Annotated in this window: 23 protein-coding genes and 1 pseudogene; 11 read left to right on the top strand and 13 right to left on the bottom strand. The window is 65.0% G+C overall.

The genetic code is table 11. The features are described from left to right. Positions 1 to 38: 38 nt before the first annotated feature. Positions 39 to 845 carry an SDR family NAD(P)-dependent oxidoreductase gene (locus AC4ELS_RS27100; RefSeq protein ID WP_499050089.1) on the top strand — a complete coding sequence of 269 codons (807 nt, stop codon included), beginning with the start codon at positions 39 to 41 and terminating at the stop codon, positions 843 to 845. Positions 846 to 855: 10 nt separating this feature from the next. On the opposite strand, the gene AC4ELS_RS27105 is transcribed toward AC4ELS_RS27100, so the two are convergent. The 4 genes and pseudogenes from AC4ELS_RS27105 to AC4ELS_RS27120 form a co-directional block, all read right to left on the bottom strand. Next, a complete protein-coding gene (locus tag AC4ELS_RS27105) occupies positions 856 to 1,701 on the bottom strand; it encodes a mycofactocin-coupled SDR family oxidoreductase (protein ID WP_064938217.1) in 846 nt (281 codons plus the stop codon). 145 nt (positions 1,702 to 1,846) lie between these two features. Continuing rightward, positions 1,847 to 1,951 (bottom strand): annotated as a pseudogene (locus AC4ELS_RS27110) (hypothetical protein); the annotation flags it as partial. A 139-nt stretch (positions 1,952 to 2,090) separates the two neighbouring features. Further along, positions 2,091 to 2,510, bottom strand: a complete 420-nt coding sequence (locus AC4ELS_RS27115) for a hypothetical protein (RefSeq protein ID WP_499050092.1) — start codon at positions 2,508 to 2,510, stop codon at positions 2,091 to 2,093. 164 nt (positions 2,511 to 2,674) lie between these two features. Then, positions 2,675 to 3,394 carry a TetR/AcrR family transcriptional regulator gene (locus AC4ELS_RS27120; protein WP_082941676.1) on the bottom strand — a complete coding sequence of 240 codons (720 nt, stop codon included), beginning with the start codon at positions 3,392 to 3,394 and terminating at the stop codon, positions 2,675 to 2,677. Between the two features lie 206 nt (positions 3,395 to 3,600). Here AC4ELS_RS27120 and AC4ELS_RS27125 point away from each other — a divergent pair, with 206 nt between their 5' ends. Further along, positions 3,601 to 4,383 (top strand): enoyl-CoA hydratase, encoded by a 783-nt coding sequence (locus tag AC4ELS_RS27125; protein ID WP_499050128.1) that lies wholly within the window; start codon positions 3,601 to 3,603, stop codon positions 4,381 to 4,383. Between the two features lie 16 nt (positions 4,384 to 4,399). Further along, positions 4,400 to 5,881 carry an adenylate/guanylate cyclase domain-containing protein gene (locus AC4ELS_RS27130; RefSeq protein WP_499050095.1) on the top strand — a complete coding sequence of 494 codons (1,482 nt, stop codon included), beginning with the start codon at positions 4,400 to 4,402 and terminating at the stop codon, positions 5,879 to 5,881. Positions 5,882 to 5,952: 71 nt separating this feature from the next. On the opposite strand, the gene AC4ELS_RS27135 is transcribed toward AC4ELS_RS27130, so the two are convergent. From AC4ELS_RS27135 to AC4ELS_RS27165, 7 genes are read right to left on the bottom strand one after another with little or no spacing between them, the layout of a single operon-like run. After that, positions 5,953 to 6,693: an acyl-CoA dehydrogenase family protein gene (locus tag AC4ELS_RS27135; protein ID WP_236734763.1), complete on the bottom strand. Its 741-nt coding sequence runs from the start codon at positions 6,691 to 6,693 to the stop codon at positions 5,953 to 5,955. A 60-nt stretch (positions 6,694 to 6,753) separates the two neighbouring features. Continuing rightward, a complete protein-coding gene (locus tag AC4ELS_RS27140; protein ID WP_499050098.1) occupies positions 6,754 to 7,875 on the bottom strand; it encodes an acyl-CoA dehydrogenase family protein in 1,122 nt (373 codons plus the stop codon). Between the two features lie 22 nt (positions 7,876 to 7,897). Further along, a complete protein-coding gene (locus AC4ELS_RS27145) occupies positions 7,898 to 8,344 on the bottom strand; it encodes a nuclear transport factor 2 family protein (RefSeq protein WP_064882644.1) in 447 nt (148 codons plus the stop codon). Further along, on the bottom strand, positions 8,328 to 9,554 hold the full coding sequence (locus tag AC4ELS_RS27150) for a metal-dependent hydrolase family protein (protein WP_064882645.1): 1,227 nt from the start codon (positions 9,552 to 9,554) through the stop codon (positions 8,328 to 8,330). Before AC4ELS_RS27150 ends, AC4ELS_RS27145 begins: the two co-directional genes overlap by 17 nt. A 2-nt stretch (positions 9,555 to 9,556) precedes the next feature. Then, complete coding sequence (locus AC4ELS_RS27155) at positions 9,557 to 9,886, bottom strand: hypothetical protein (protein WP_064882648.1); 330 nt, start codon at positions 9,884 to 9,886, stop codon at positions 9,557 to 9,559. Continuing rightward, positions 9,879 to 11,216: an aromatic ring-hydroxylating oxygenase subunit alpha gene (locus AC4ELS_RS27160; RefSeq protein WP_064882668.1), complete on the bottom strand. Its 1,338-nt coding sequence runs from the start codon at positions 11,214 to 11,216 to the stop codon at positions 9,879 to 9,881. The genes AC4ELS_RS27155 and AC4ELS_RS27160 overlap by 8 nt, the downstream gene beginning before the upstream one ends. A gap of 23 nt (positions 11,217 to 11,239) precedes the next feature. Next, entirely contained in the window at positions 11,240 to 11,770 is a 531-nt protein-coding gene (locus AC4ELS_RS27165) for a carboxymuconolactone decarboxylase family protein (protein ID WP_064882650.1), read from the bottom strand. A gap of 236 nt (positions 11,771 to 12,006) precedes the next feature. Between AC4ELS_RS27165 and AC4ELS_RS27170 the strand changes: the two genes are divergently transcribed. The 8 genes from AC4ELS_RS27170 (at position 12,007) to AC4ELS_RS27205 (ending at position 20,197) form a co-directional block, all read left to right on the top strand. Next, on the top strand, positions 12,007 to 13,302 hold the full coding sequence (locus tag AC4ELS_RS27170; protein ID WP_064882670.1) for an amidohydrolase family protein: 1,296 nt from the start codon (positions 12,007 to 12,009) through the stop codon (positions 13,300 to 13,302). A gap of 52 nt (positions 13,303 to 13,354) precedes the next feature. Then, positions 13,355 to 14,533, top strand: coding sequence for an acyl-CoA dehydrogenase family protein (locus AC4ELS_RS27175; protein ID WP_448447958.1), 1,179 nt, complete (start codon positions 13,355 to 13,357; stop codon positions 14,531 to 14,533). 17 nt (positions 14,534 to 14,550) lie between these two features. After that, positions 14,551 to 15,309, top strand: coding sequence for an SDR family NAD(P)-dependent oxidoreductase (locus AC4ELS_RS27180; protein ID WP_448447960.1), 759 nt, complete (start codon positions 14,551 to 14,553; stop codon positions 15,307 to 15,309). A gap of 4 nt (positions 15,310 to 15,313) precedes the next feature. Beyond that, the gene (locus AC4ELS_RS27185) at positions 15,314 to 16,567 is read left to right on the top strand and encodes a CaiB/BaiF CoA transferase family protein (protein WP_499050103.1); all 1,254 of its coding nucleotides are present in this window, start codon (positions 15,314 to 15,316) and stop codon (positions 16,565 to 16,567) included. Between the two features lie 21 nt (positions 16,568 to 16,588). Further along, positions 16,589 to 17,746: a thiolase family protein gene (locus tag AC4ELS_RS27190; protein ID WP_064882654.1), complete on the top strand. Its 1,158-nt coding sequence runs from the start codon at positions 16,589 to 16,591 to the stop codon at positions 17,744 to 17,746. Between the two features lie 14 nt (positions 17,747 to 17,760). After that, positions 17,761 to 18,909 (top strand): acyl-CoA dehydrogenase family protein, encoded by a 1,149-nt coding sequence (locus tag AC4ELS_RS27195; protein ID WP_055115964.1) that lies wholly within the window; start codon positions 17,761 to 17,763, stop codon positions 18,907 to 18,909. Between the two features lie 116 nt (positions 18,910 to 19,025). Continuing rightward, positions 19,026 to 19,679, top strand: coding sequence for a TetR/AcrR family transcriptional regulator (locus AC4ELS_RS27200; RefSeq protein ID WP_064882659.1), 654 nt, complete (start codon positions 19,026 to 19,028; stop codon positions 19,677 to 19,679). Between the two features lie 14 nt (positions 19,680 to 19,693). Then, the gene (locus AC4ELS_RS27205) at positions 19,694 to 20,197 is read left to right on the top strand and encodes a hypothetical protein (protein WP_055120461.1); all 504 of its coding nucleotides are present in this window, start codon (positions 19,694 to 19,696) and stop codon (positions 20,195 to 20,197) included. Positions 20,198 to 20,229: 32 nt separating this feature from the next. Here the strand turns inward: AC4ELS_RS27205 and AC4ELS_RS27210 are convergent, their stop codons facing one another. Together AC4ELS_RS27210 and AC4ELS_RS27215 are read right to left on the bottom strand one after the other, a co-directional pair. Further along, on the bottom strand, positions 20,230 to 21,099 hold the full coding sequence (locus tag AC4ELS_RS27210) for an endonuclease domain-containing protein (protein WP_499050107.1): 870 nt from the start codon (positions 21,097 to 21,099) through the stop codon (positions 20,230 to 20,232). A 154-nt stretch (positions 21,100 to 21,253) separates the two neighbouring features. Then, on the bottom strand, positions 21,254 to 21,641 hold a 388-nt coding region (locus AC4ELS_RS27215), incomplete at its 5' end, for a cytochrome P450 (RefSeq protein WP_499050110.1).

Below are 21,641 nucleotides of genomic sequence, written 5' to 3' on the forward strand. Positions count from 1 at the left end.
TAGCCTCACCGCCCGCCCCAGCGCTAGCCTCAATCACTATGGCTATCAATCCTTCTGACATTCTGCTCACGGGACAGGTGGCTGTGGTCACCGGCGGGGGCGCCGGCATCGGCCGGGGTATCGCTGCTGGGTTGGCGGCGTTCGGTGCCTCGGTGGCCATCTGGGAGCGCAACGAGCAGAGCTGTGCAGAGTCCGCTGAAACCGTCGGGGCACTGGGCATCGTCACCGATGTGCGCGACAGCGAGCAGGTGGATGCCGCCTTGGCCCGAACGACCGCCGAACTGGGGCCGGTCCAGATCCTGGTCAACAACGCCGGTGGAGTGTTCGCCTCGTCGCTGCTGGAAACGAGCGAGAACGGTTGGGACGCGCTGTACCGGAGCAATCTGCGCCACGTCCTCTTGTGCACACAGCGGGTGGCGTGCCGATTGGTCGCCGATGAATTGCCGGGCAGCATCATCAATCTCACGTCGATCGAGGGAGTGCGTGCGGCTCCCGGTTATGCCGCGTACGCGGCGGCGAAGGCGGGCGTCATCAACTACACCCAGACCGCGTCGTTCGAGCTGTCGCAGCACAACATCCGGGTCAACGCGATCGCCCCCGACCTCACCCTCACCGAGGGGCTCATGGCACTGTCGCCGGGCGGGCCACCGGAGGGAATCGCTGATGCCATCCCACTGGGCCGGGCCGGTCATGTCGACGAAATCGCCGGGGCGGCGGTCTATCTGGCCTCGGGTCTGTCCGGGTATGTCACCGGGCAGACGCTTCACGTCGACGGTGGCACGCGGGCTGCGGGTGGCTGGTACCGCCACCCGCAGACCGGTGCCGCAACACTCGGTCCGGGCTAGGGATCCGGACCTACTTGAGGCAGCTTCCCGCATCGACCGGCAGCGTCACACCGGTGATGTAACGGGCCTCGTCGGAGGCCAGGAACAGCACGGCGTTGCTGATGTCCACGGCCTCGACCCACGGGATGGGCAGGGTGTGGAACAGCTGGCAGATCGGCGCCATGTCGTCGGGGCCCGGGTTCTCCAGGTCGGGCCGGAACATCTTGAACGTGCCGTCATTGTGGAGCATCGGGGTCGCCACATGTGTGGGATGCACGGTGTTGCAACGGATGTTGTGCTGACCCAACTCCACGGCAAAGCCGCGCATCAACCCCACGACGCCGTGCTTGGCGGCGACATAGTTACCGCAGTGCGGGTAGGCCTTGAGTCCGCCGACCGAGCTGGTCAGGATGATCGATCCGCCGCGACCCCCTTCGATCAGGTGCGGCACAGCGGCTTTGACCGACTTCCAGACACCCGAAAGGTTGATGTCGATCATCTCGTCCCAGTCCAGCTGGCTGGTCTCGTGCAGGACATCGCCGCCGTTGCCGATGCCGGCGTTGGCCACGATGATGTCGAGACGGCCCAGCTGCTCGACGCCGCTGTCCACCGCGGCCTTGATCGCATCGGCGTCGCGAACGTCGACCTCGGCCGTGACGACGCGGCGGTTGAGCCCCTTGATGAGATTCGCGGTCTCGGCCAGGTCATCGGAGGTAGAGGCCGGGATGGCGGTCTCCACGCCGGGCCGGATCGGTCCACAGATGTCGATCGCGATGATGTCGGCGCCCTCTTGCGCCAGCCGTACCGCGTGACTACGTCCCTGGCCGCGGGCCGCGCCGGTGACGAACGCGACCTTGCCTTCCACCCGTCCAGTCATTGATTACCCCAGTTCTGTGTTCTTCTGCCACGTAGCGGTGAAATACTGTGCACCTGCTCAGCAACTCTGTCACCGGGCTACCCACCGTGTCAACGACAGATACGTTTCGGACAATTTGTACTCTCTGCTTAGAAGAACGCAATTCTCAGTCGGTCATGGTGGCCACGATCTGCGGCAGGTCCAGGGTGGACCGGATGCCGGGCTCGGCAGCGCACACGAATGGCACCGCGTTGACCGCTCGGTTCGCGGTGTATCCGGGGAACTGCTGCCATCCGATCGAGCGGAATCGGCATCCGGACATCGATGTCCAGTGGTGCATCGCCGTCCACGGTCAGGCGCCAACCGGTGGGCCGCGGGTCCCAGTCCTCGGTGAGGTTCGTACCGCAGTATCAGGTCGCCTGGAATCGCAGGAGCTGTCGCCCCGAGCGGAAGCCCGACACGGTGATTCGTTGTGCGGCCGCGGTTCCGGCGGCGAGATGTCCGGCCCGGATGGCGGTGTCCTCGGCCGCGAGCGCCGACTGGCCCTCGGAGTGCACCGACGTCAGCGTGAGCGGAATCGCCTCGGTGATGAAGCCTGGGCTGCTGCCGGTGGCATACAGCGTGGCGTTCCCGCGCGCACAAGCCTCCGTGACGGCACTGTGTGGCCCCGGGTCGACCGAGGGCGGATGGTGGAACTGGCCGTCCGTGCTGACCACGTTGATGCCGGCGTCGAGAACGGCCTCGACGTTGTCGGTGGCAGAGATTGCCGGCGGGGTCCAGGCCGCACAGTTCGCCCGCGTCGGTGCCGACCTTGTCGGCGCCGAAGACATGAACAGCGGTCAACTCCAGGTGTGGATGCTCGATGATCGAGCGCAATGCGTGGGTTCCGATGGTGCCGGTCGCCCATTGCGCGACGCGGTAGCCGTGAGTCCGGAGATCGGGCACGCGCTTGAGTGTAAGGAGAATTCTTTTCTTAGGAGAACGAAATTCTCAACTAGCTGGCGGCGAATCCATTGGCCACGAAGTCCCAGACCTCGTCGGCGCTGATCGGATGGATCGATGCCTCGTCGGCGCCTCCGCTGGATTGCGCGACGAACATCACGGTCTGCATCGTCATCGCTGCCATCCGACGCGGGTTGATCCCCGCGCGGAGCTGACCGGCCTCGGACGCTTCCTCCATGAGCTCGGTGAGCAGGGCCAGCAGCGGTGCGTGGGCGACCTTGACCTCCGACGGGTGCGACACCAGCAAACGCGGGGCGAAGTCGGTGAACAGTGGGCGCTTGGCGGCCGGATCGGGGCGCGACGATTCGAAAAGCAGCTGAATCGCGACCTTCAGGCGTTCGATCGGTTCGCCCTGGGTCGAGGTGGCGGCCCGGATCTGGTCGGCCGAGCGGCTCAGCGCGTCTTCGAACAATGCGAGTAGGAGCTCGTGTTTACCGTCGAACTGCAGGTAGAAGCTGCGCAACGATTGACGAGAGCGGTCCACGACCTCTTGGACCGTGAAGTCGGTGCTGCCCTTTTCGATGATGATCGCCTGGGCGGCGTCGAGGAACCGTTGAACGCGCTGGGCGGCGCGCAACTTGGCCGTTTTGATCGACCGCTCGACAGCTCGTTGCTTCCACGCGGGTTCTTCGCCAGCGGTGGTCACTGGCTGCTCCGACGCTTGTCGAGTGGGGAGAACATGAACTGACTGTACCGGAGAACGCCTTGCCATTGTGGTGCCAGACCCCCTCGCGGCCAATGTGTCGGAGATTGTAACTTTCGTACTGTGAGAATAGTATTCTCATGAAGGGAATTATAGAAGTCCTTTGAGAAGAAGGGTTTCGCATCAAAATTCGGCGCCGCCGGTGCACTGTTCGCCGGTAGCTGCCGCATCGCAAAGACGGCTGTCGGGCGGCAGCGGTGAGCAGAAGGAACCACGTGTACATCGACTATGACGTCGCCGATTCGATCGCCACGATCACACTGAACCGGCCGGAAGCCGCCAACGCGCAGAACCCCGAACTCCTCGACGAACTCGATGCCGCGTGGACCAGTGCCGCCGATGACCGTGAGGTGAAAGTTATCGTGCTGCGGGCCAACGGGAAGCACTTCTCGGCCGGCCATGACCTGCGTGGCGGCGGGCCGGTGCCGGACAAGATCACCCTGGAATTTCTCATCGAGCACGAGTCGCGACGCTATCTGGAGTACACGCTGCGGTGGCGGAATGTGCCCAAACCGTCGATCGCGGCGGTGCAGGGACGCTGCATCTCCGGCGGTCTGCTGCTCTGCTGGCCGTGCGATCTGATCCTGGCCGCCGACGATGCGCTGTTCTCCGATCCGGTGGCACTGATGGGCATCGGTGGTGTCGAGTACCACGGTCACACCTGGGAACTCGGCGCCCGAAAGGCCAAGGAGATCCTGTTCACGGGTCGGGCGTTGACCGCGGAGGAAGCTGAGCGCACCGGCATGGTCAACCGGGTTGTCCCTCGTGCCGAGCTCGACGCCCAGACGGCCGAGCTGGCGGCGCAGATCGCGCAGATGCCCGCCTTCGCGCTCCGCCAGGCCAAACGCGCGGTCAATCAGACCCTCGACGTGCAGGGCTTCTACGCCGCGATCCAATCGGTGTTCGACATTCACCAGACCGGGCACGGCAATGCGCTTAGCGTCAGCGGATGGCCAGTACTGATGGATATCGACGGAATGAAGCAGAACATCAAGTAGGCCTGGGCCTCTGAAGATGGGGGCGATCCGGCTCAGCGTGAGTTACGCGGCCAGGCAGATCTACGCGCAGACCACGGCGGCAGCTGCGGTGACCCTGGTGGTGCTGGCGCTCAGCCGTAACACCGTCGGTGATGCGCGCGAGCTGCTGACCCAGGCGAATCTTGTTGCGCTGATCGCGCTGATGGTCGCGGCCGCGATCGTCGATACCGTCGTGGGTTGGGTCAATGTCCACCCGACGTTCAAATGGTTTGCCGCGGGGGAGAATCCGACGGCGCAGCAGCAACGCGCGGCGATGCGTATCGCACCGCGGCAGACCATCATCCAGTTCGCCACCTGGGCGGTGAGCGCGCTCGTGTACACGCTGCTGAACCTCGGTGCCGGTGGAGGTGTCGCCTACGTGATGGGCGGGGCGATCCTCTTCGGTGGTGTCGCGGCCGCCTGCATGGGATTCCTGGTGACGCAACGCATGTTGCGGCCGATCGTGGCCGCGTCGCTGACCGCATCCTCGTCGACGATGGTGCGCATGCCCGGTGTGCTGGCCCGGCTGATCACCATCTGGACCCTGTTCAGCGGGCTGCCCCTGGCCGGTATCGCATTGATCGTGCTGGCCCGCTCGAACGGCTGGTTCGTGCAGAAGACGGCGCCCGTCGAGGCGGCGGTGCTGGTGGTGGCCGTCATCTCGCTGGTCTTCGGGCTGCGGTCCATGGTCCTGGTGGCGCGGTCGGTATCCGACCCGGTGGGAGAAGTCGTACTCGCGATGAAAGCGGTCGAGCGCGGCTGGTCCGGTGTCTCGGTGAAGGTGTACGAATCGTCGGAGATCGGCCGGCTCCAGTACGGATTCAATCGGATGCTGGCCGGCCTGGCCGAGCGGAACCGGTTGCGCGATCTGTTCGGTCGGTACGTCGGCGTCGACGTCGCCCGCCATGCGCTGCAGCAGGGTGGGACGGTCACCGGCGATGTTCGCGAGGCCGCCGTTCTCTACGTCGATCTGGTCGGATCGACAGCCCTCGCCGCCTCACGCCCGCCTCAGGAAGTGGCGCAACTCCTCAACGGGTTCTTCAAGATCGTGGTGGACACCGTCGAACGTCATCAAGGCCTGATCAACAAGTTCGAGGGTGACGCCGTGCTCGCCGTCTTCGGTGCGCCGCTACGGCTGGACAACCCGGCAACCTCGGCACTGGCCACCGCGCGGGCGCTGGTGCCCCGACTGCACCAGCTGCCGGATGTGGAGTTCGGCGTGGGCATCTCGTGCGGCTCGGTGTTCGCGGGAAACATCGGCGCCGAGAACCGCTACGAGTACACCGTGATCGGTGATGCCGTGAACGAAGCGGCGCGCCTGGCCGACCACGCCAAAGACCGCGAGTCGACGGTGTTGTGTTCGGGAAGCGCTCTGGCCCATGCCGATGCCGACGAGGGCGGGCACTGGTCCGTGCGCGGCTCGACGGTACTGCGCGGTCGCTCGACGGCCACGGTCTTCGCCGAGCCAGTCACCCCATAGCGCGAGCAGACACGTCGGTACCCGCAGATCTGCTTCCTGGGGTACCTCCGCGCCTGCTCGGCAGGGGAGGGCTAGAGCTGGGCCAGGCGGGGCACCGTGCCGCGGGCGCGCAGTCCGGCGCCGGCCTTGCGGGTGAGTTCTCTTGAGCTGCCCAGCAACCCGTCGAGCACCAGGACTCGCTTCACGTGATTGTGCAGCTCGTGCTCCTCGGTGAACCCGATACCGCCGAGCACCTGCTGGCAGTGCTTGGCCGCGGTCAGCGCGGCCTTACCCGCGGCGGCTTTGGCCAGCAGCGAGTTCAGGTCGACATTGTCCGCACCGGGCAGGCTCAGCGTCGCCTCGGCACCCTCGATGGCCACCAGCGTCTCGGCCAATCGGTGCCGCACGGCCTGGAAGGACGAGATCGGCTTGCCGAACTGGACCCGGTCCAGTGCGTGTTGACGGGCCAACGCGAGCATCGCCCGGGCCGAGCCGACCAACCACCAGCCCAGCGCACGGCGGGCCTCCGAAACCCGGAGCAGCTGGCCGTCGGGCACCTGGCGCAGCGGCAGCCCGCCCAATGCCGGATTGCTGCTGTCAGTTCTTTCCCAGACCACCCAGGTGCCACCGGCATACGGCATCGGCGGGGTGCCGCCGGGCAGGCCGCCGATGGTCTCGAGCAGCACATCGTTGAGAATCGACGCGTGCGAACCTGTTTCGCCCAGCAGCCGGAACACCAGTGGCAGGGCGGTCTCCGGCATGTCGGAGAGCATCTCGGCCCAGCCGAGTTCGGCCAGCGCGGCATCGAGTTCGGCGCCCGAGGCCGAAAGCATGGTCTTGCGCAGGGTGTCTTCGAGCAGGCCCAGTGATTCGGTATCCAAGTCCGTCACGCCTCACTCCTTCCCGAGGTCCAGCAGTCGGCGCGCGATGATGTTGCGCTGCACTTCGGCGGTGCCGCCATAGATGGTCGACGCCCGCGAGTACAGGTACTCGGTGCGCCATTCGGAGTCTTCGAGTTCGATCACCCCGGGCAGCAGATTGCGGGCGGTGTCGTAGAGCAGCTGTTCGGCGCCGGCCAGCAGCACCTTGTCGATCGAGGTGTCCGGCCCGAGCTTGTGCCCCTCGGCCAGCCGGTGCTGAGTTGCCGCCGAGCGGCAGCGCAACGTGTGCAGGGCCAGATAGACCTCACCGAGGTCCGGATCCACGACCTGCCCTTGCCGTTTCACCGCTTCCACCAACGCATCGAACCGTGAGTACAGGTAGGCGATGCGCTGCCAGAAGCAGGTCGAGCGTTCGTACGGCAGCAGGTCCATCGCCAGTTGCCACCCGTCGCCCGGATTGCCGAGCATCCGGCTCGCGTCGACCTCGACGTCGTCGAAGTACACCTCGCAGAACTCGTCCACGTCATGCATGGTGTGCAACGGCCGCACCGTGATGCCGGGGGCGTCGGTGTCGACGAAGAACGCCGTGATTGCCTGGTGATTCGGCGTGTCCGCGTCGCCGGTGCGGGTCAGCAGGATGCACCGGTGGGAGTACTGCGCGAAGCTGGTCCAGACCTTCTGGCCGTTCACGATCCACTTGTCGCCGCGCTGGACTGCACGGGTGGTGAGCGAGGCCAGGTCGCTGCCCGAACCCGGTTCGGAAAACCCCTGGCACCATTGCTCTTCGCCGGACAGCAGTTTCGGCACCATCTCGGCGGCCAGCTCTTTGGGTGCATAGTCGATCATCGTCGGCGCCAGCACTTCGAGCATCGAATACGGGCCGGGTTCGGCCAGTCGGCGACCCACGACCTCCTCGCCGACGATCGCACGCAGCATCGCCGGTCCGCCCAACCCACCCGCGTGTTCGGGCCAGCCGTAGCGGCTCCAGCCGCCGTCGTACAGGGCCTTCTGCACGCGGGCGAACTGGCGCATGTGACCTTCGAGCGAATGGTCTTCCGGCGGCATCAGGTCATTCTCGGCGAGCCAATCCTGCAGCGCTGTACGGAAGGTGGCGGGATCGAACAGGTCGCTCATGCGGTTGCCTCGCTACGCTCGCTCATCCGGCTTCCGGCCTGCCGATCGCATGGGGCCTGCCATGGTCGTGATCACCACTGCGCCGGATGAAGGTCATCGCACGGGTCTTCAGCCGCCAGCCCTCACTGGTCCGCACGTAGGTGTCGCGGTAGTACCCGATACGCATGTCGTGCTTGGAGTGCTCGATGAAGCACAGCGGCTGCGTGCCGGACGCCGTATCCGCCCCTTCGACCAGGTCGATCAGGGCTGTTCCGGTCATGAACAGACCCTTGGGGGCGGCGTCCACCAGGACCGGGAAGCGATTCAGCGTGTAGGTCTCGCCGAATGCGCTGTAGGTGCCGTCGGGCGTGAAAACACTGATGAGACCGTCGATGTCGCCCTGGGTGATGGTCACCGCGTACTTGGCGAGCACCTGCTGGATCTCGATGAGATCCTCGGTCCGCGTCGGGGAATCAGTTGATGTGCTCATTGCGGAAGACCTTACCGCCTTTCATTACAAAATCCACACGTTGTGTAACGGAGATATCCTCGAGCGGATTGCCCGGCACCGCGATGATGTCGGCGAGCAGTCCCTCGGCCAGCCGGCCCCGGTCGGTGACGTTGATCAAATCGGCGGCCACCACTGTGGCGGCGCGCAGCACCGCGGCCGGCGGCATGCCCCACTCCACCAGCGTGACGAGTTCGTCGGCGTTGCGGCCGTGCGGGATCGCCGGTGCGTCGGTACCGACGGCGATCTTCACCCCGGCCTCGTAGGCCGCCTTGATGGAGGTCTCGGCCTTCGGGAACATCTCGGCTGCCTTGTCCTGCAGCACCTTCGGTGCCTTCGAAACATCCATGGCCTGGGCCAGGCGGCGAGTGGTGACCAGGAACCGATCGTTGTCGACGAGCTTCTGGATGGCCTCGTCGTCCATCAGGAAACCGTGCTCGATGCAGTCGATGCCGCAGTCGACGGCGTGCTTGACGGCCTCGGCGCCGTGGGTGTGGGCCGCGACCCGCAGTCCGCGTCGGTGCGCCTCGTCGACGATGACGCGCAGCTCCTCGTCGGAATAGTGTTGCGCCCCGGCCTCTCCGGTCAGCGACATGACACCGCCCGAGCAGCACACCTTGATCAGCTGGGCGCCGTGCTTGATCTGGTAGCGCACCGCCTTGCGGATCTCGTCGACCCCGTTGGCGATGCCCTCCTCGATGGTCAGTTCCAGGACGCCCGGCATGAACGCCGCGAACATCGTCGGGTCCAGGTGCCCGCCGGTGGGGGTGATGGCGTGACCGGCGGGAATGATGCGGGGTCCGTCGATCCAGCCGGCGTCGATGGCCTTGCCCAGTGCGACGTCGAGCAGGTATCCACCGGTCTTGACGAACAATCCGAGGTTGCGCACCGTGGTGAACCCGGCGCGCAGGGTGCGGCGGGCGTTGCCCACCGCGCGTAGCACGCGGGTCGGAGGATCGTCCTGCACCTGGGACAGGCCCGGGTTCTCACCCCGGCCACCCATGAGCAGGTTGACCTCCATGTCCATCAGCCCGGGCAGCAGAATCGAGTCACCGAGATCGATGACCTCTGAGCCCTCTGGGATTTCGCCACCTACACCGATTATCCGGTCCCCGTCGACACGGACAATGCCGGGACGAATGATCGTCCCGGCATCGACGTCGACAAGACCCGCAGCTTTGAGGGTCAGCACGACTAAACCACCGGCTCCTTGATGAGATTGATATAGGCAGCACCGCTGTCGAGCACCCGCGGTTGCTTCCAGACCTCGACCGGGAAGCTGACCTGGACAATCGACTGACCCAGGTGCACAAGGGCTTTGGCGTCATCGGGCATGCTTGCCAGCGGGAAGCGGGCATCGACGTAGACCATGATGTCCTCGAGCCGCGCCATGCCGGCGTCGTAGAGCTCCTGCATCTCGTCCATCGTCGAGCTCAGGCGCTTCTGATAGCGCTCTTCCTCGGTGGGCAAGCACCAATCGCTGAATCGCTCCAGATCGGCGAATTCCTCGGGCAGCTTAGACATTTACTTCATCCTTCTTGTCGGCACCGGCGTGCTTGCCATTGGTCGAACCATTTCCGTTGGCCTTGGCCTCTTGGTACCGGTCCACGTACTTGTGGGCGGTGTGGTGCAGGTGGCGCAGCAGAATTTCCTGGTCGCACAGCGGGAAGTCGAGCACGGCGCGGGTGCCGATCTGCGTCTGGGTGGCTTCCAGCGTGTTGGCGTCCTGGAACGCGTACTCCTTGAACGTCACCGCGGCCAGTTCCTGGGACAGCCGCTCGCGCAGGTTCTTCGGCGGCACGAAGTACAGGTCGGCCTCGAAGATGTGGCTGTCTACGCCGGTGGGCCAGTAGTTGTAGGTCAGATACCAGCCCGGCGCCCAGAAGAGCAGGGTGAAGTTCGGGAAGAACTCGAAAGAGTCCTGGCCCCACGTCGAGTGCCGGCCGGGATTGATCGCCGGTGGCAGCTCGTCGGGCAGGATGCCCTTGATGTCGGGACGATCCCATGGTCCGAACAGGCCACTGTGCAGGATGCGCTCGATGGGCTTGACCATCTTGAGGTCCTTCGGCGGGCTCATGCCGCCCCAGGACGAGATCATCGAGTGATCGCCCTTGATGTCGTAGTGCAGCGCCTCGAAGCCGAACTTGGCCAGCTTCTCGGCTTCCTCCTTCTCCGCCTGCTTCATGTGCAGGATCGGCGCGTGGTAGAACTCGACGAACGCGTCGATGAACAGCTTCCAGTTGGCCTTGACCTCCGAGCGGTAGCTGTAGTGCTCGGTCATCTCGTGGAAGGGATAACCCTTGAGGCCCTCGCCGAACTCGCCCAGGTATTCCTCCAGCGAGACTGCGTCGTCGTCGAAGTTGACGAAGATGAAGCCTTCCCAGACCTCGCAGCGCACCGGCTTGAGCGGGTAGTCGGCTTTGTCGACGTCGAAGAACTCCTGCTCCTGCTGGATGAAGGTCAGGTCGCCCTTGAGGTTGTAGCGCCAGGCGTGGTACTTGCAGACGAACTGGCGGCAGCTGCCGGACACCTCCTCGCCGGGGTAGTCGTTCCACACCAGCTTGTTGCCGCGGTGGCGGCACAAATTGTAGAAAGCGCGGATCTCGTCACCGTCGTTGACGATGACGATCGACGTGCCCGGGCCGACCGACGGCAGCTCACGGGTGATGTAGCTGCCTTTCTTGGGGATCAGCTCCACGCGGCCCATCTGCAGCCAGGTCTTGCGGAAGATGGCCTGCTGCTCCAGTTTCCAGTGCTCCGGGTCGATCGAATCCTCGTAGTTGACCGGGGCGGTGCCCAGTTCGGGCCAGTTCTCGGTCCAGCTGCCTGCAGCCGGCTTCGGGAAGAACGCCATCATCTACCTACTTTCTTCTTGAGTTAGTGGCCGGATTCCGGCGCAATTCCAAAGGTGTTGTAGGCCATGGCCATCAGGCCATAGCCGCCGATCGTGAAGACCAGGTCCATGCGCTGGCGCTCGTCGAGGTGCTCGCTCAGGGCGGCCCAGGTGCTGTCCGAGATCTCCGCCTGTCCGTCGAGTTCATCGACGGAGTCGAGCACCAACTGGTCGAGGGGAGTGGCACCGTCGCCAGTCGTGCTGCTCGCGATCCGCTCATCGGTGAGTCCCTCGGACTTGCCGATGAAAGCGTGATGCGTCCACTCGTATTCGCACTTCTTGCGATGGGCGATCCGCAGGATGGCGAGCTCACGCATCTGCGCATCCAGTGTCGAGCGGAACAGCAGATGATTACTGAACCGCAGGAACGCCTTGGTCAGGGAGGGGTGGCGAGCCAGCGTCGACAGCGCGGTGCCCGCTCCCTCGGGGTTGAGCCGCTCCTCCGGAAGCATGACGGACAGTGCTCGTCGCACGTCGTCGTCCCACTCCTCGGCGGGCAAGGGGGCCAAGCGCACGGGGCGGTTCTCCTCTCGATGACCCATCACTGACTCTCGGTTGCGAGAATCAGGTTCTCATTTCCGACTAAGAGGTTTCCATCTTTTGCGCCGATGGTCAACAAGAAGGCGCGAGATTGCATGGTGACCTGGCTAAATCTGCTCGTCAGCGGCATCAGACATTGATTCTCTCTAGACGAGAAGCTAGTTTTCTCCCATAGAGAACCAATGTGACGGCCATGGAACGGAGCGAGGCAGTGCACAAAGACGACATGATCTTGATCAGCGTCGACGACCACATCATCGAACCGCCGAACATGTTCAAGAACCATCTTCCGGAGAAATACCGCGACGAGGCACCACGCCTGGTGCACAACCCCGACGGCAGCGACACCTGGCAGTTCCGTGACACGGTGATCCCGAACGTGGCGCTCAACGCCGTGGCAGGCCGGCCCAAGGAGGAGTACGGGTTGGAGCCCCAGGGGCTCGATGAGATCCGCAAGGGCTGCTATGACCCCGACGAACGGGTCAAGGACATGAACGCCGGCGGTGTGCTGGCCACCATGAACTTCCCGTCGTTCCCTGGTTTCGCCGCTCGGTTGTTCGCCACCGACGACGACGAGTTCTCGTTGGCGTTGGTGCAGGCCTACAACGACTGGCACATCGACGAATGGTGCGGGTCGAATCCGGGTCGGTTCATCCCGATGGCCATCCCGGCGATCTGGAATCCGCAGTTGTGCGCCGACGAGGTTCGTCGGGTGTCGAAGAAGGGCGTGCACTCGCTGACCTTCACCGAGAACCCTTCGACGCTGGGCTACCCGTCCTTCCACGACCTGGAGTACTGGAAGCCGTTGTGGGAGGCCCTGGTCGACACCGACACCGTGATGAACGTGCACATCGGATCATCGGGCAAGCTGGCGATCACCGCCCCGGATGCCCCGATGGACGTCATGATCACCCTGCAGCCGATGAACATCGTGCAGGCCGCGGCCGACCTGTTGTGGTCGGCGCCGATCAAGGCCTATCCGGGACTCAAGATCGCGCTGTCCGAGGGTGGCACCGGCTGGATTCCGTACTTCCTGGACCGGGTGGACCGCACCTACGACATGCACTCCACGTGGACGCACCAGGACTTCGGTGACAAGCTGCCGTCGGAGGTGTTCCGGGAGCACTTCATGACCTGCTTCATCTCCGACCCGGTCGGGGTGAAGAACCGCCACGAGATCGGCGTGGACAACATCTGCTGGGAGATGGACTACCCGCACAGTGACTCGATGTGGCCGGGCGCGCCCGAGGAGCTGAGCGCGGTGTTCGACACCTACGAGGTTCCCGACGACGAGATCAACAAGATCACCCATGAGAACGCCATGCGGCTGTATCACTTCGATCCATTCGCCCACATTCCCAAGGAGCAGGCCACCGTCGGGGCGTTACGAAAGGCCGCCGAGGGTCATGACGTATCCATTCGCGCGTTGAGCCACAAGGAGAAGACCGGCGCCACGTTCGCCGACTTCCAGGCCAACGCCAAAGCCGTTGCCGGCGCGCGAGACTGAACGCCGAGACGATCGGCCGAGAAAAATAGGAGAGCACACAGTGTCGGGCGGTATGAACTTCGAGCTGACCGAGGACCAGCAGCTGATCCGCAAATCCGTTGCGGAGCTGGCGGGCAAGTTCGACGATCACTATTGGATGACCAAGGACCAGGCCCACGAGTTCCCGCAGGAGTTCTACGACGCCATCGCCGGCGGGGGCTGGCTGGGGATGACCATCCCCGAGGAGTACGGCGGGCACGGCCTCGGCATCACCGAGGCCACCATCCTGGCCGAGGAGGTGGCCCGGTCCGGCGGAGCCATGAACGCCGCCAGCGCGATTCACATGTCGATCTTCGGGATGCAGCCGGTAGTGGTGTTCGGCTCCGAGGAGATGAAGAAGGCGACACTGCCCCGCATCGTCAACGGCGATCTGCATGTGTGCTTCGGCGTCACCGAACCCGGTGCGGGACTGGACACTTCACGTATCACCACGTTCGCCAAGAAGGATGGCGGCAGCTATGTGGTGAACGGCCGTAAGGTGTGGATCTCCAAAGCGCTTGAGTCGGAGAAGATCCTGCTGCTGACCCGCACCGAATCCCGCGAGGACGTGGAGCAGCGTGGCGGGAAGCCGACCGACGGGTTGTCGTTGTTCCTGACCGACCTCGACCGGGATCACGTCGAGATCCGGCCCATCAACAAGATGGGCCGGAATGCGGTGAGCTCCAACGAGTTGTTCATCGACGATCTCCGGGTGCCTGCCGAGCACCTCATCGGCGAGGAAGGCAAGGGGTTCAAGTACATCTTGCACGGGCTCAACCCGGAGCGGATGCTGATCGCCGCCGAAGCCCTCGGCATCGGTCGCGTGGCCCTGGACCGTGCCGTCAAGTACGCGAACGAGCGGGTGGTGTTCGACCGGCCGATCGGCATGAATCAAGGCATCCAGTTCCCGCTCGCCGACTCGCTGGCCCGCCTCGACGCCGCCGAGCTGATCCTGCGCAAGGCCACTTGGCTCTACGACAACGGTAAGCCGTGCGGTCGGGAGGCCAACATGGCCAAATACCTGTGCGCCGACGCGGGATTCGGCGCCGCCGACCGTGCGCTGCAGACCCATGGCGGGATGGGTTATTCCGAGGAATACAACATCTCCCGGTTCTTCCGGGAGTCCCGACTGATGAAGATCGCACCGGTGAGCCAGGAGATGATCCTGAACTTCCTCGCCGCGAACGTTCTCGGCCTGCCCAAGAGCTACTGAGGAGATATCGAAGTTCAATGAGGACCTATTTCGACCTGACCGGACGTTCGGCACTGGTGACCGGTGCCGGCGCCGGGATCGGTGCCGCGGTTTCCGAGGCGCTGGCCGCTGCCGGCGCCGCCGTGCTCGTCACCGACATCAGCGGTGAGGCGGCTGCGAAGGTCGCCGAGCGCATCAATACCGCGGGCGGCAAGGCTGACAGCGCCGCGCTTGACGTCAGCGACCGTGACGCGGCAGTGGCCGCCGCCGCGCAGGCCGCCGCCCTCGGCGAGGGAAACCTGCACATCGTGGTCAACAACGCAGGGGTCACGTCGCCGGCGATGTTCCCCAAGCTGACCGACGAGACGTTCCGGGTCACCTTTGACATTCATGTCATGGGCACCTTCCACGTCACCCAGGCTGCGCTGCCACACATCCCCACTGACGGGACCGGTCGCGTCATCAACGTCACCTCGGCAGCCGGGCTCACCGGCACTCTGGGCCAGGTGAACTACTCGGCGGCGAAGGCCGGACTGATCGGGTTCACCAAGTCGCTGGCTCGTGAGCTGGCCACCAAGAACATCATGGTCAACGCCCTGGCGCCGCTGGCCGCCACGCCGATGACGGAAACCATCCGCACCAACGAGAAGTTCGCGGCCAACATGATGAACCGCATCCCGCTCAAGCGGTGGGCCGATGCCGACGAGGTCGCGGGCGCGTTCGTCTTCCTGGCCTCTGACGCTGCGTCGTACATCACCGGGCAGGTGCTGCCGGTCGATGGCGGCATGGTTATGTGAGCCTGTGAGCGAGTTTACGAGCGAACCATCAAGCACAGCGGCGAAAGCCTCTTTGCCGCTGGCCGGTATCACCGTCATCGCGATGGAGCAGGCGGTCTCCGCGCCGATGTGCACCCGGGTGCTCGCTGACTTCGGCGCCAGGGTGATCAAGATCGAGAACCCCAAGGGGGGTGACTTCGCCCGCGACTACGACGATGTCGTGCTCGGTCAGGCGGCCCATTTCGTCTGGGCCAACCGGGGCAAGGAATCGGTCACCCTCGATCTGAAGTCACCCGGGGGCATGGAGGTCCTGCACCGGTTGCTCGACGGCGCCGACGCCTTCGTGTCCAATCTCGCTCCGGGAGCCACCGCGCGGTTGGGGCTGGGGCCCGAGGATCTCAAGGTGCGTCATCCCCAGGTGATCCCGGTGGAGATCGACGGTTACGGACCCGGAGGACCGCTGTCGCACAAGCGGGCCTACGACCTGTTGGTGCAGGCCGAATCCGGTTCGTGCGCGTCCACCGGCTATGCCGGCATGCCAGCCAAACCCGGTGCGGCGGTTGCCGATATCACCACCGGGCTGTATTCGGCGTTGTCCATCATGGCGCTGCTGGTCGGCCGGACCCGCTCGGGCGACACCGAGGCCGCGCCGGCCGTGGCGGTCAGTCTGTTCGACACCATGACCGACATCATGGGGTACCAGCTGGCCTACACCCAGCACTCCGGAATCGACCAGGTTCCGCTGGGGATGAGTTCGCCGGCGGTGGCGCCTTACGGCGCATTCGATACGCGCGACGGCCAGACCGTGGTGCTGGGGACGACCAACGACCGGGAGTGGCAGCGGTTGGCCCGCGAGATCATCGAGCGGCCCGATCTCGCCGACGATCCGCGCTTCGCCACCAACTCCGATCGCTGTGCGCATCGCGACGAGCTCAACAAGGCGATCGAATCCTGGTGTGCCCAGCACGAGCTCGACGACATTCAGCGGACCGCGGATGACGCCGGGATCGGCAATTCGCGGTACAACCTGCCCAGCGAGGTCATCGACCACCCGCATCTGAAAGCCCGTGACCGCTGGCGTCAGGTCGGAACCCCCAACGGGGAGATCGCGGCGCTGTTGCCGCCGCCGGTCATCAGCGGGATGCAACTGGGGATGGGCGCAGTGCCGGGGCTCGGCGAACACACCGATGCCATCCTGAGCGGGATCGGCCTGAGCGCCGAGCAGATCGCCGTGCTGCGCGAGCAGGGTGCCATCGGCCCCGCCTACCCGCAGTCCTAGTCAACAAGAACGGAGAATCCAATGCGCGAAACCGTCATCGTCGAGGCCGTCCGTACCCCGGTCGGCAAGCGCAACGGGGGCCTGTCGGGATTCCATGCCGCAGACCTGTCGGCGCTGGTGCTCAATGCACTGGTGGAGCGGGCGGGTATCAGCCCCGAGATCATCGACGACGTGGTCTGGGGCTGCGTCTCCCAGGTCGGTGACCAATCCAGCAACATCGGCCGATACTCGGTGCTGGCCGCCGGCTGGCCCGAACACATTCCGGGCACCACGGTCAACCGCGCCTGTGGATCCAGCCAGCAGGCGCTGGATTTCGCGGTCCAGGCGGTGATGTCGGGGCAGCAGGACGTCGTCGTCGCAGGCGGGGTCGAGGTGATGAGCAAGGTGCCGCTGGGGGCGGCCCGGGCCACCGGCCAGCCTTACGGGCCGAAAGTCTTTGAGCGGTACCAAGATTTTTCGTTCAACCAGGGCATCTCGGCGGAGATGATCTCGCAGAAGTGGGGTTTCGGCCGGACCCAGCTCGACGAATACTCCGTCGCCTCGCACGAGCGGGCGGCGGCGGCGCAGGACCGCGGCGCCTTCGAGAACCAGATGATCACGGTGTTTCCCGACCCGGCCGATCAACTCGACCCGGTAGTCGCCGACGAAGGGGTCCGCCGTGGCACCACGGTGGAGAAGCTCGCCGGTCTCAAGCCCGCCTTCACCGAGGACGGGGTGATCCATGCGGGCAACTCCTCACAGATCTCCGACGGTGCGGCGGCCCTGCTGGTGATGACGGCCGAAGCTGCTCTGACAATGGGCCTCACGCCCATCGCGCGGTACCGGGCCGGCGTGGTGACGGGCGCGGACCCGGTATTGATGTTGACCGGGCCCATCCCGGCAACCGAGAAGGTGCTGCACAAGGCCGGTGTGCGTCTGGACGAGGTCGGCGTGTTCGAGGTGAACGAGGCGTTCGCCCCGGTGCCCCTGGCCTGGCTGGCCGAGACCGGCGCCGACGAGGCCAAGCTGAACCCGCTCGGCGGTGCCATCGCGCTCGGACATCCGCTCGGCGCGTCGGGTGCCGTGCTGATGACTCGGATGATCAACCACATGCGCGACAACGGAATTCGTTACGGACTGCAGACCATGTGTGAGGGCGGCGGTACTGCCAACGCCACGCTGGTCGAGCTCATCGACTGACAAGAGGACAACGCATGCAGCGAAATCTATTCACCGAGGACCACGAGGCGTTCCGCGCGCTCGCAAGGGATTTCATCGAGAAGGAAGTCGTCCCCGCCTATCCCGAGTGGGAGAAGGGCGGGCGGATGCCCCGTGACGTCTTCAAGCAGATGGGTGAGCTCGGCATGCTCGGGATGGCGATCCCCGAGGAGTACGGCGGCGCCGGCATCGGCGACTACCGCTACAACGTGGTGCTGCAGGAGGAGGCGGCCCGCGCGTTGGTGACGTTGTCGACGGTGCGCACTCAGCTCGAGGTGATCCTGCCGTACTTCCTGCACTACGCGAATGAGGAGCAACGGCAGCGGTGGTTCCCCGGGCTGGCCGCGGGCACGCTGCTGACCGCTGTCGCGATGACCGAGCCGGGAACGGGTTCGGATCTGGCCGGAATGCGCACCACCGCGGTCCGGGATGGTGACGAGTACGTGCTCAACGGTGCCAAGACGTTCATCACCGGCGGCATCCAGGCCGATCTGGTGGTCGTCGTGGCGCGGACGTCGACCGACCCGGAGAACCGGCGCAAGGGGCTGACACTGCTGGTTGTCGAGGACGGCATGGCGGGCTTCGAGCGGGGCCGCGAGCTGGAGAAGATGGGCTGCAAGGTGCAGGACACCGCGGAGCTGTCGTTCACCGACGTCCGGGTGCCCGTGGCCAACGTGCTGGGGGAGGAGGGCGAGGCCTTCAGCTACCTCGGCCACAACCTGGCCCAGGAGCGGCTCACGGTGGCGGTGGGTTCGGTGGCTCAGGCGCGCTCGGCGATCGCGGCTGCGATCGGCTACACCAAGGACCGCAAGGCGTTCGGCCAGCCCGTGGCATCGTTCCAGAACACCAAGTTCGAGTTGGCGGCCTGTTCGACCGAGGTCGAAGCGGCTCAGGCGATGCTCGACCGGGCGGTGGCCCTGCATGTCGACGGCGAACTGTCCGGCGCCGACGCGGCCCGGGTGAAACTGTTCTGCACGGAGATGCAGGCGCGGGTGATCGATCGTTGCCTGCAGCTCTTCGGCGGGTACGGCTACATGATGGAGTACCCCATCGCCCGGCTCTACACGGATGCCCGGGTGGCTCGCATCTACGCCGGGACCAGCGAGGTCATGAAGGTGATCATCGCCAAGTCGCTGGGGCTCTGACCGGGCATATCGGGCGGCTGTGACGGCCCTCGGAAACTTCTTTCGCTGAGATGCTTGTCACAACGCTCAAACCAACCTACTGTGTGTTCACTAGGTTGGTTCGACGAAGGAGTCCGGTGACCTCAGTTGCAGGGGCAGAGGTGTCCTCTCAGGGTGCACGGCCCTATGAGACGCTCCTGGCCAAAGGGGAAGACCGCAGGCAGCGGATACTTTCTGTGGCTGAGAAGCTGCTTGCCCGCAATGGTTGGCGCAACACCTCCCTGGCTCAGATCGCCCGGGAGGTCGGCGTCACCCCGGCTGGTCTGTTGCACCACTTCGAGTCCAAGGAGCAACTGCTCAACGCAGTGCTCGATGCCCGCGATCATGACGACGACACCCACGCCGACCGGTCCGGCGATCTCGCTCAGGAGATCAAGCGGGTGGCCGAGCGGTTTGTCCGGGCGCCTGAACTGGTCGGCACTTTCACGGTTCTGTTGGTGGAGAACATCCAACCCGATGCGCCGCTGCACGATCGTTTGCTGAAACGGCAGCAAGCTGCGCGCGACATCGTCACCGACATCATCACCCGCGGCCAGCGCAGTGGCCGCTACCGCTCCGACTTCGACGCGGCCACCAAGGCCGTGGAGATCCTGGCATTCATCAATGGAATGGAGACCTCATGGCTACTCGATCCCTCGCTCCCGTTGACGGACGTGTTCAAGAGCTACGCCGACATGCTGGGGCGGGAGATCGAGCAGCCGGACGGCCGCAACGGGGCGACCGTCCAGTGAGATTGGAGGACGACATGCGGTATCGGCTTGATGTGGTCGCCCCCTGTGTGGTCGACGCGGTCCGGTTCGCCGGCGGCTGGCTCGTCGATCGGGTGATGGCCGGGTGGGACGTCACGGTGCTGATCGGCGCCGACGAGGATGTCCGACCGCTGGCGATCCTCGGGGTCGAGACCATCGCCCTGGAGTCTGTCCTGGAGTCTTGGGAGGACCGTCCGCATCCGCAGACCGTCGCAGTGGCCGCCAACCTGTTCAACACCGACGAGCGCGTGCGACGCGGCGTCCTGGGCGCGCTGGAGCAGGGCCACACCGAGGTGACGCTGTGGGGTGACGAGTGTCCGGCGGATCTGAGCGTCGACCCGGTACGTCACGAACTGTCCGCCGCCGCACGCGCTTTCAAAGCCCAGGCGCTCGCCGCGGTCAACGATCCCGAAGCCAAGGTGGTCGGAAACACCGAGGCGTTCCGCTGTGGCACGATGCTCAGCCGCTCGGTGCCCGCGGATCTGATTCCGGCCAGCTGATCTCTCGCCGAGCGTGCATACAGATCGCGAATTCACGCGATTTCGCGATCTGAGTGCACCGTCGCCGCCCAGGCCTTCGACAATCGCTCTAGCACTTCTACCGGTGTATGCCGCTTGGCGACTCTGACTCTCGTCCAACCGAGCTCATCGAGATCTTCCGAGCGGATGATGTCGTGGGCGAACTGCTGCGGGTCTTTGCGGTGGTGGTCGCCGTCATACTCAACCGCGAGCATGCGTTCTTCCCATCCCATATCCAGCCGGTAGCGCCGGCCATCGATGCTCGTCACGGGTATCTGAGTCGTCGGACGCGGGTATCCGGCGCGAATCACCAACAGCCTCAACCACGTTTCTTTCGGCGACTCCGAGCCTGGGTCGTAAAGATCGAGTGCGGCCAACAATTGGCGAATGCCTCGGGCACCTCGATGGCCTACTGCTACCCGAAGTACGTCATCGACACGAAATCCCGTGGTATTTCCCAGTGCATCGAGTCGGGCGACCGCGTCATCCAGATGTCCACGCCGACCGAGGTCAAATGCCGTCCGCTCGACAGTGGTGAGTGGAAGTCCCCGGTGCTCCGTGACCTCGTCGGAGGCAAGCGATCCGGTTTTGAGGGTGGTGATCCCTCGCGGAGGCCTGCGGTTCGGCCAGACCAACTCGATCGGGAGCGTGTCCTCGACGTATTGCGCACCGTGTAACGCCGATGCGGTGACACCCGCAAGCACTCCGCCACGATGCGACCACAACCATGCGGCTTTGGCACGGTGGCGGATCGTCATTTCCGCTGAACGGCGTGTGTAGACGTCGGGGAACACCGTGACGAACGGCCCGCGATGATTGCGCAGCTGATGCTTGGCCACCAGCCCAGCCGTGACGGCCTCGCTGCCGAGGAACGGGGTGTCCATGTCATCACTTTGACGTACTCAGGGCGGCATCAGCTCAACGTTTTTGCGATGTGGGGATCAACCGTGCGTTGTGGATAACTCGCCTGTCCCGAGCGTGCATACAGATCGCGAATTCACTCCATTTCGCGATCTGAGTGCACGCTCGACGGCGGAGCTAGACGAAGGTGGGCATCGCGGACCAGCCTCGCACCGCGGCGGTCTCCGACGGTTTGGCGTTGGCCCAGTCGACGTTCCACTCGGGGAAGCGTTTGAGGATCTCTTCCAACGCGATGCGCCCCTCGAGGCGGGCCAGCGCGTTGCCCATGCAGAAGTGCGTGCCTGCGCCGAAGGTCATGTGAGACTTCTGTTCCCGGTGGATGTCGAAGACGTCGCCGTCGGGGGCGAACCGCCGATGGTCGCGGTTGGCCGCGCCGACCAGCATGAGCATCGCCGAGCCCGCCGGAACGGTCTGCCCGTAGTACTCGACATCGCGGGTGACGTAGCGGGCGATCTGCAGTGCCGGCGGCTCCCAGCGCAGGATCTCCTCGATCGCCTGGGGGATG

The organism is Mycobacterium shunyiense, from assembly GCF_058270035.1.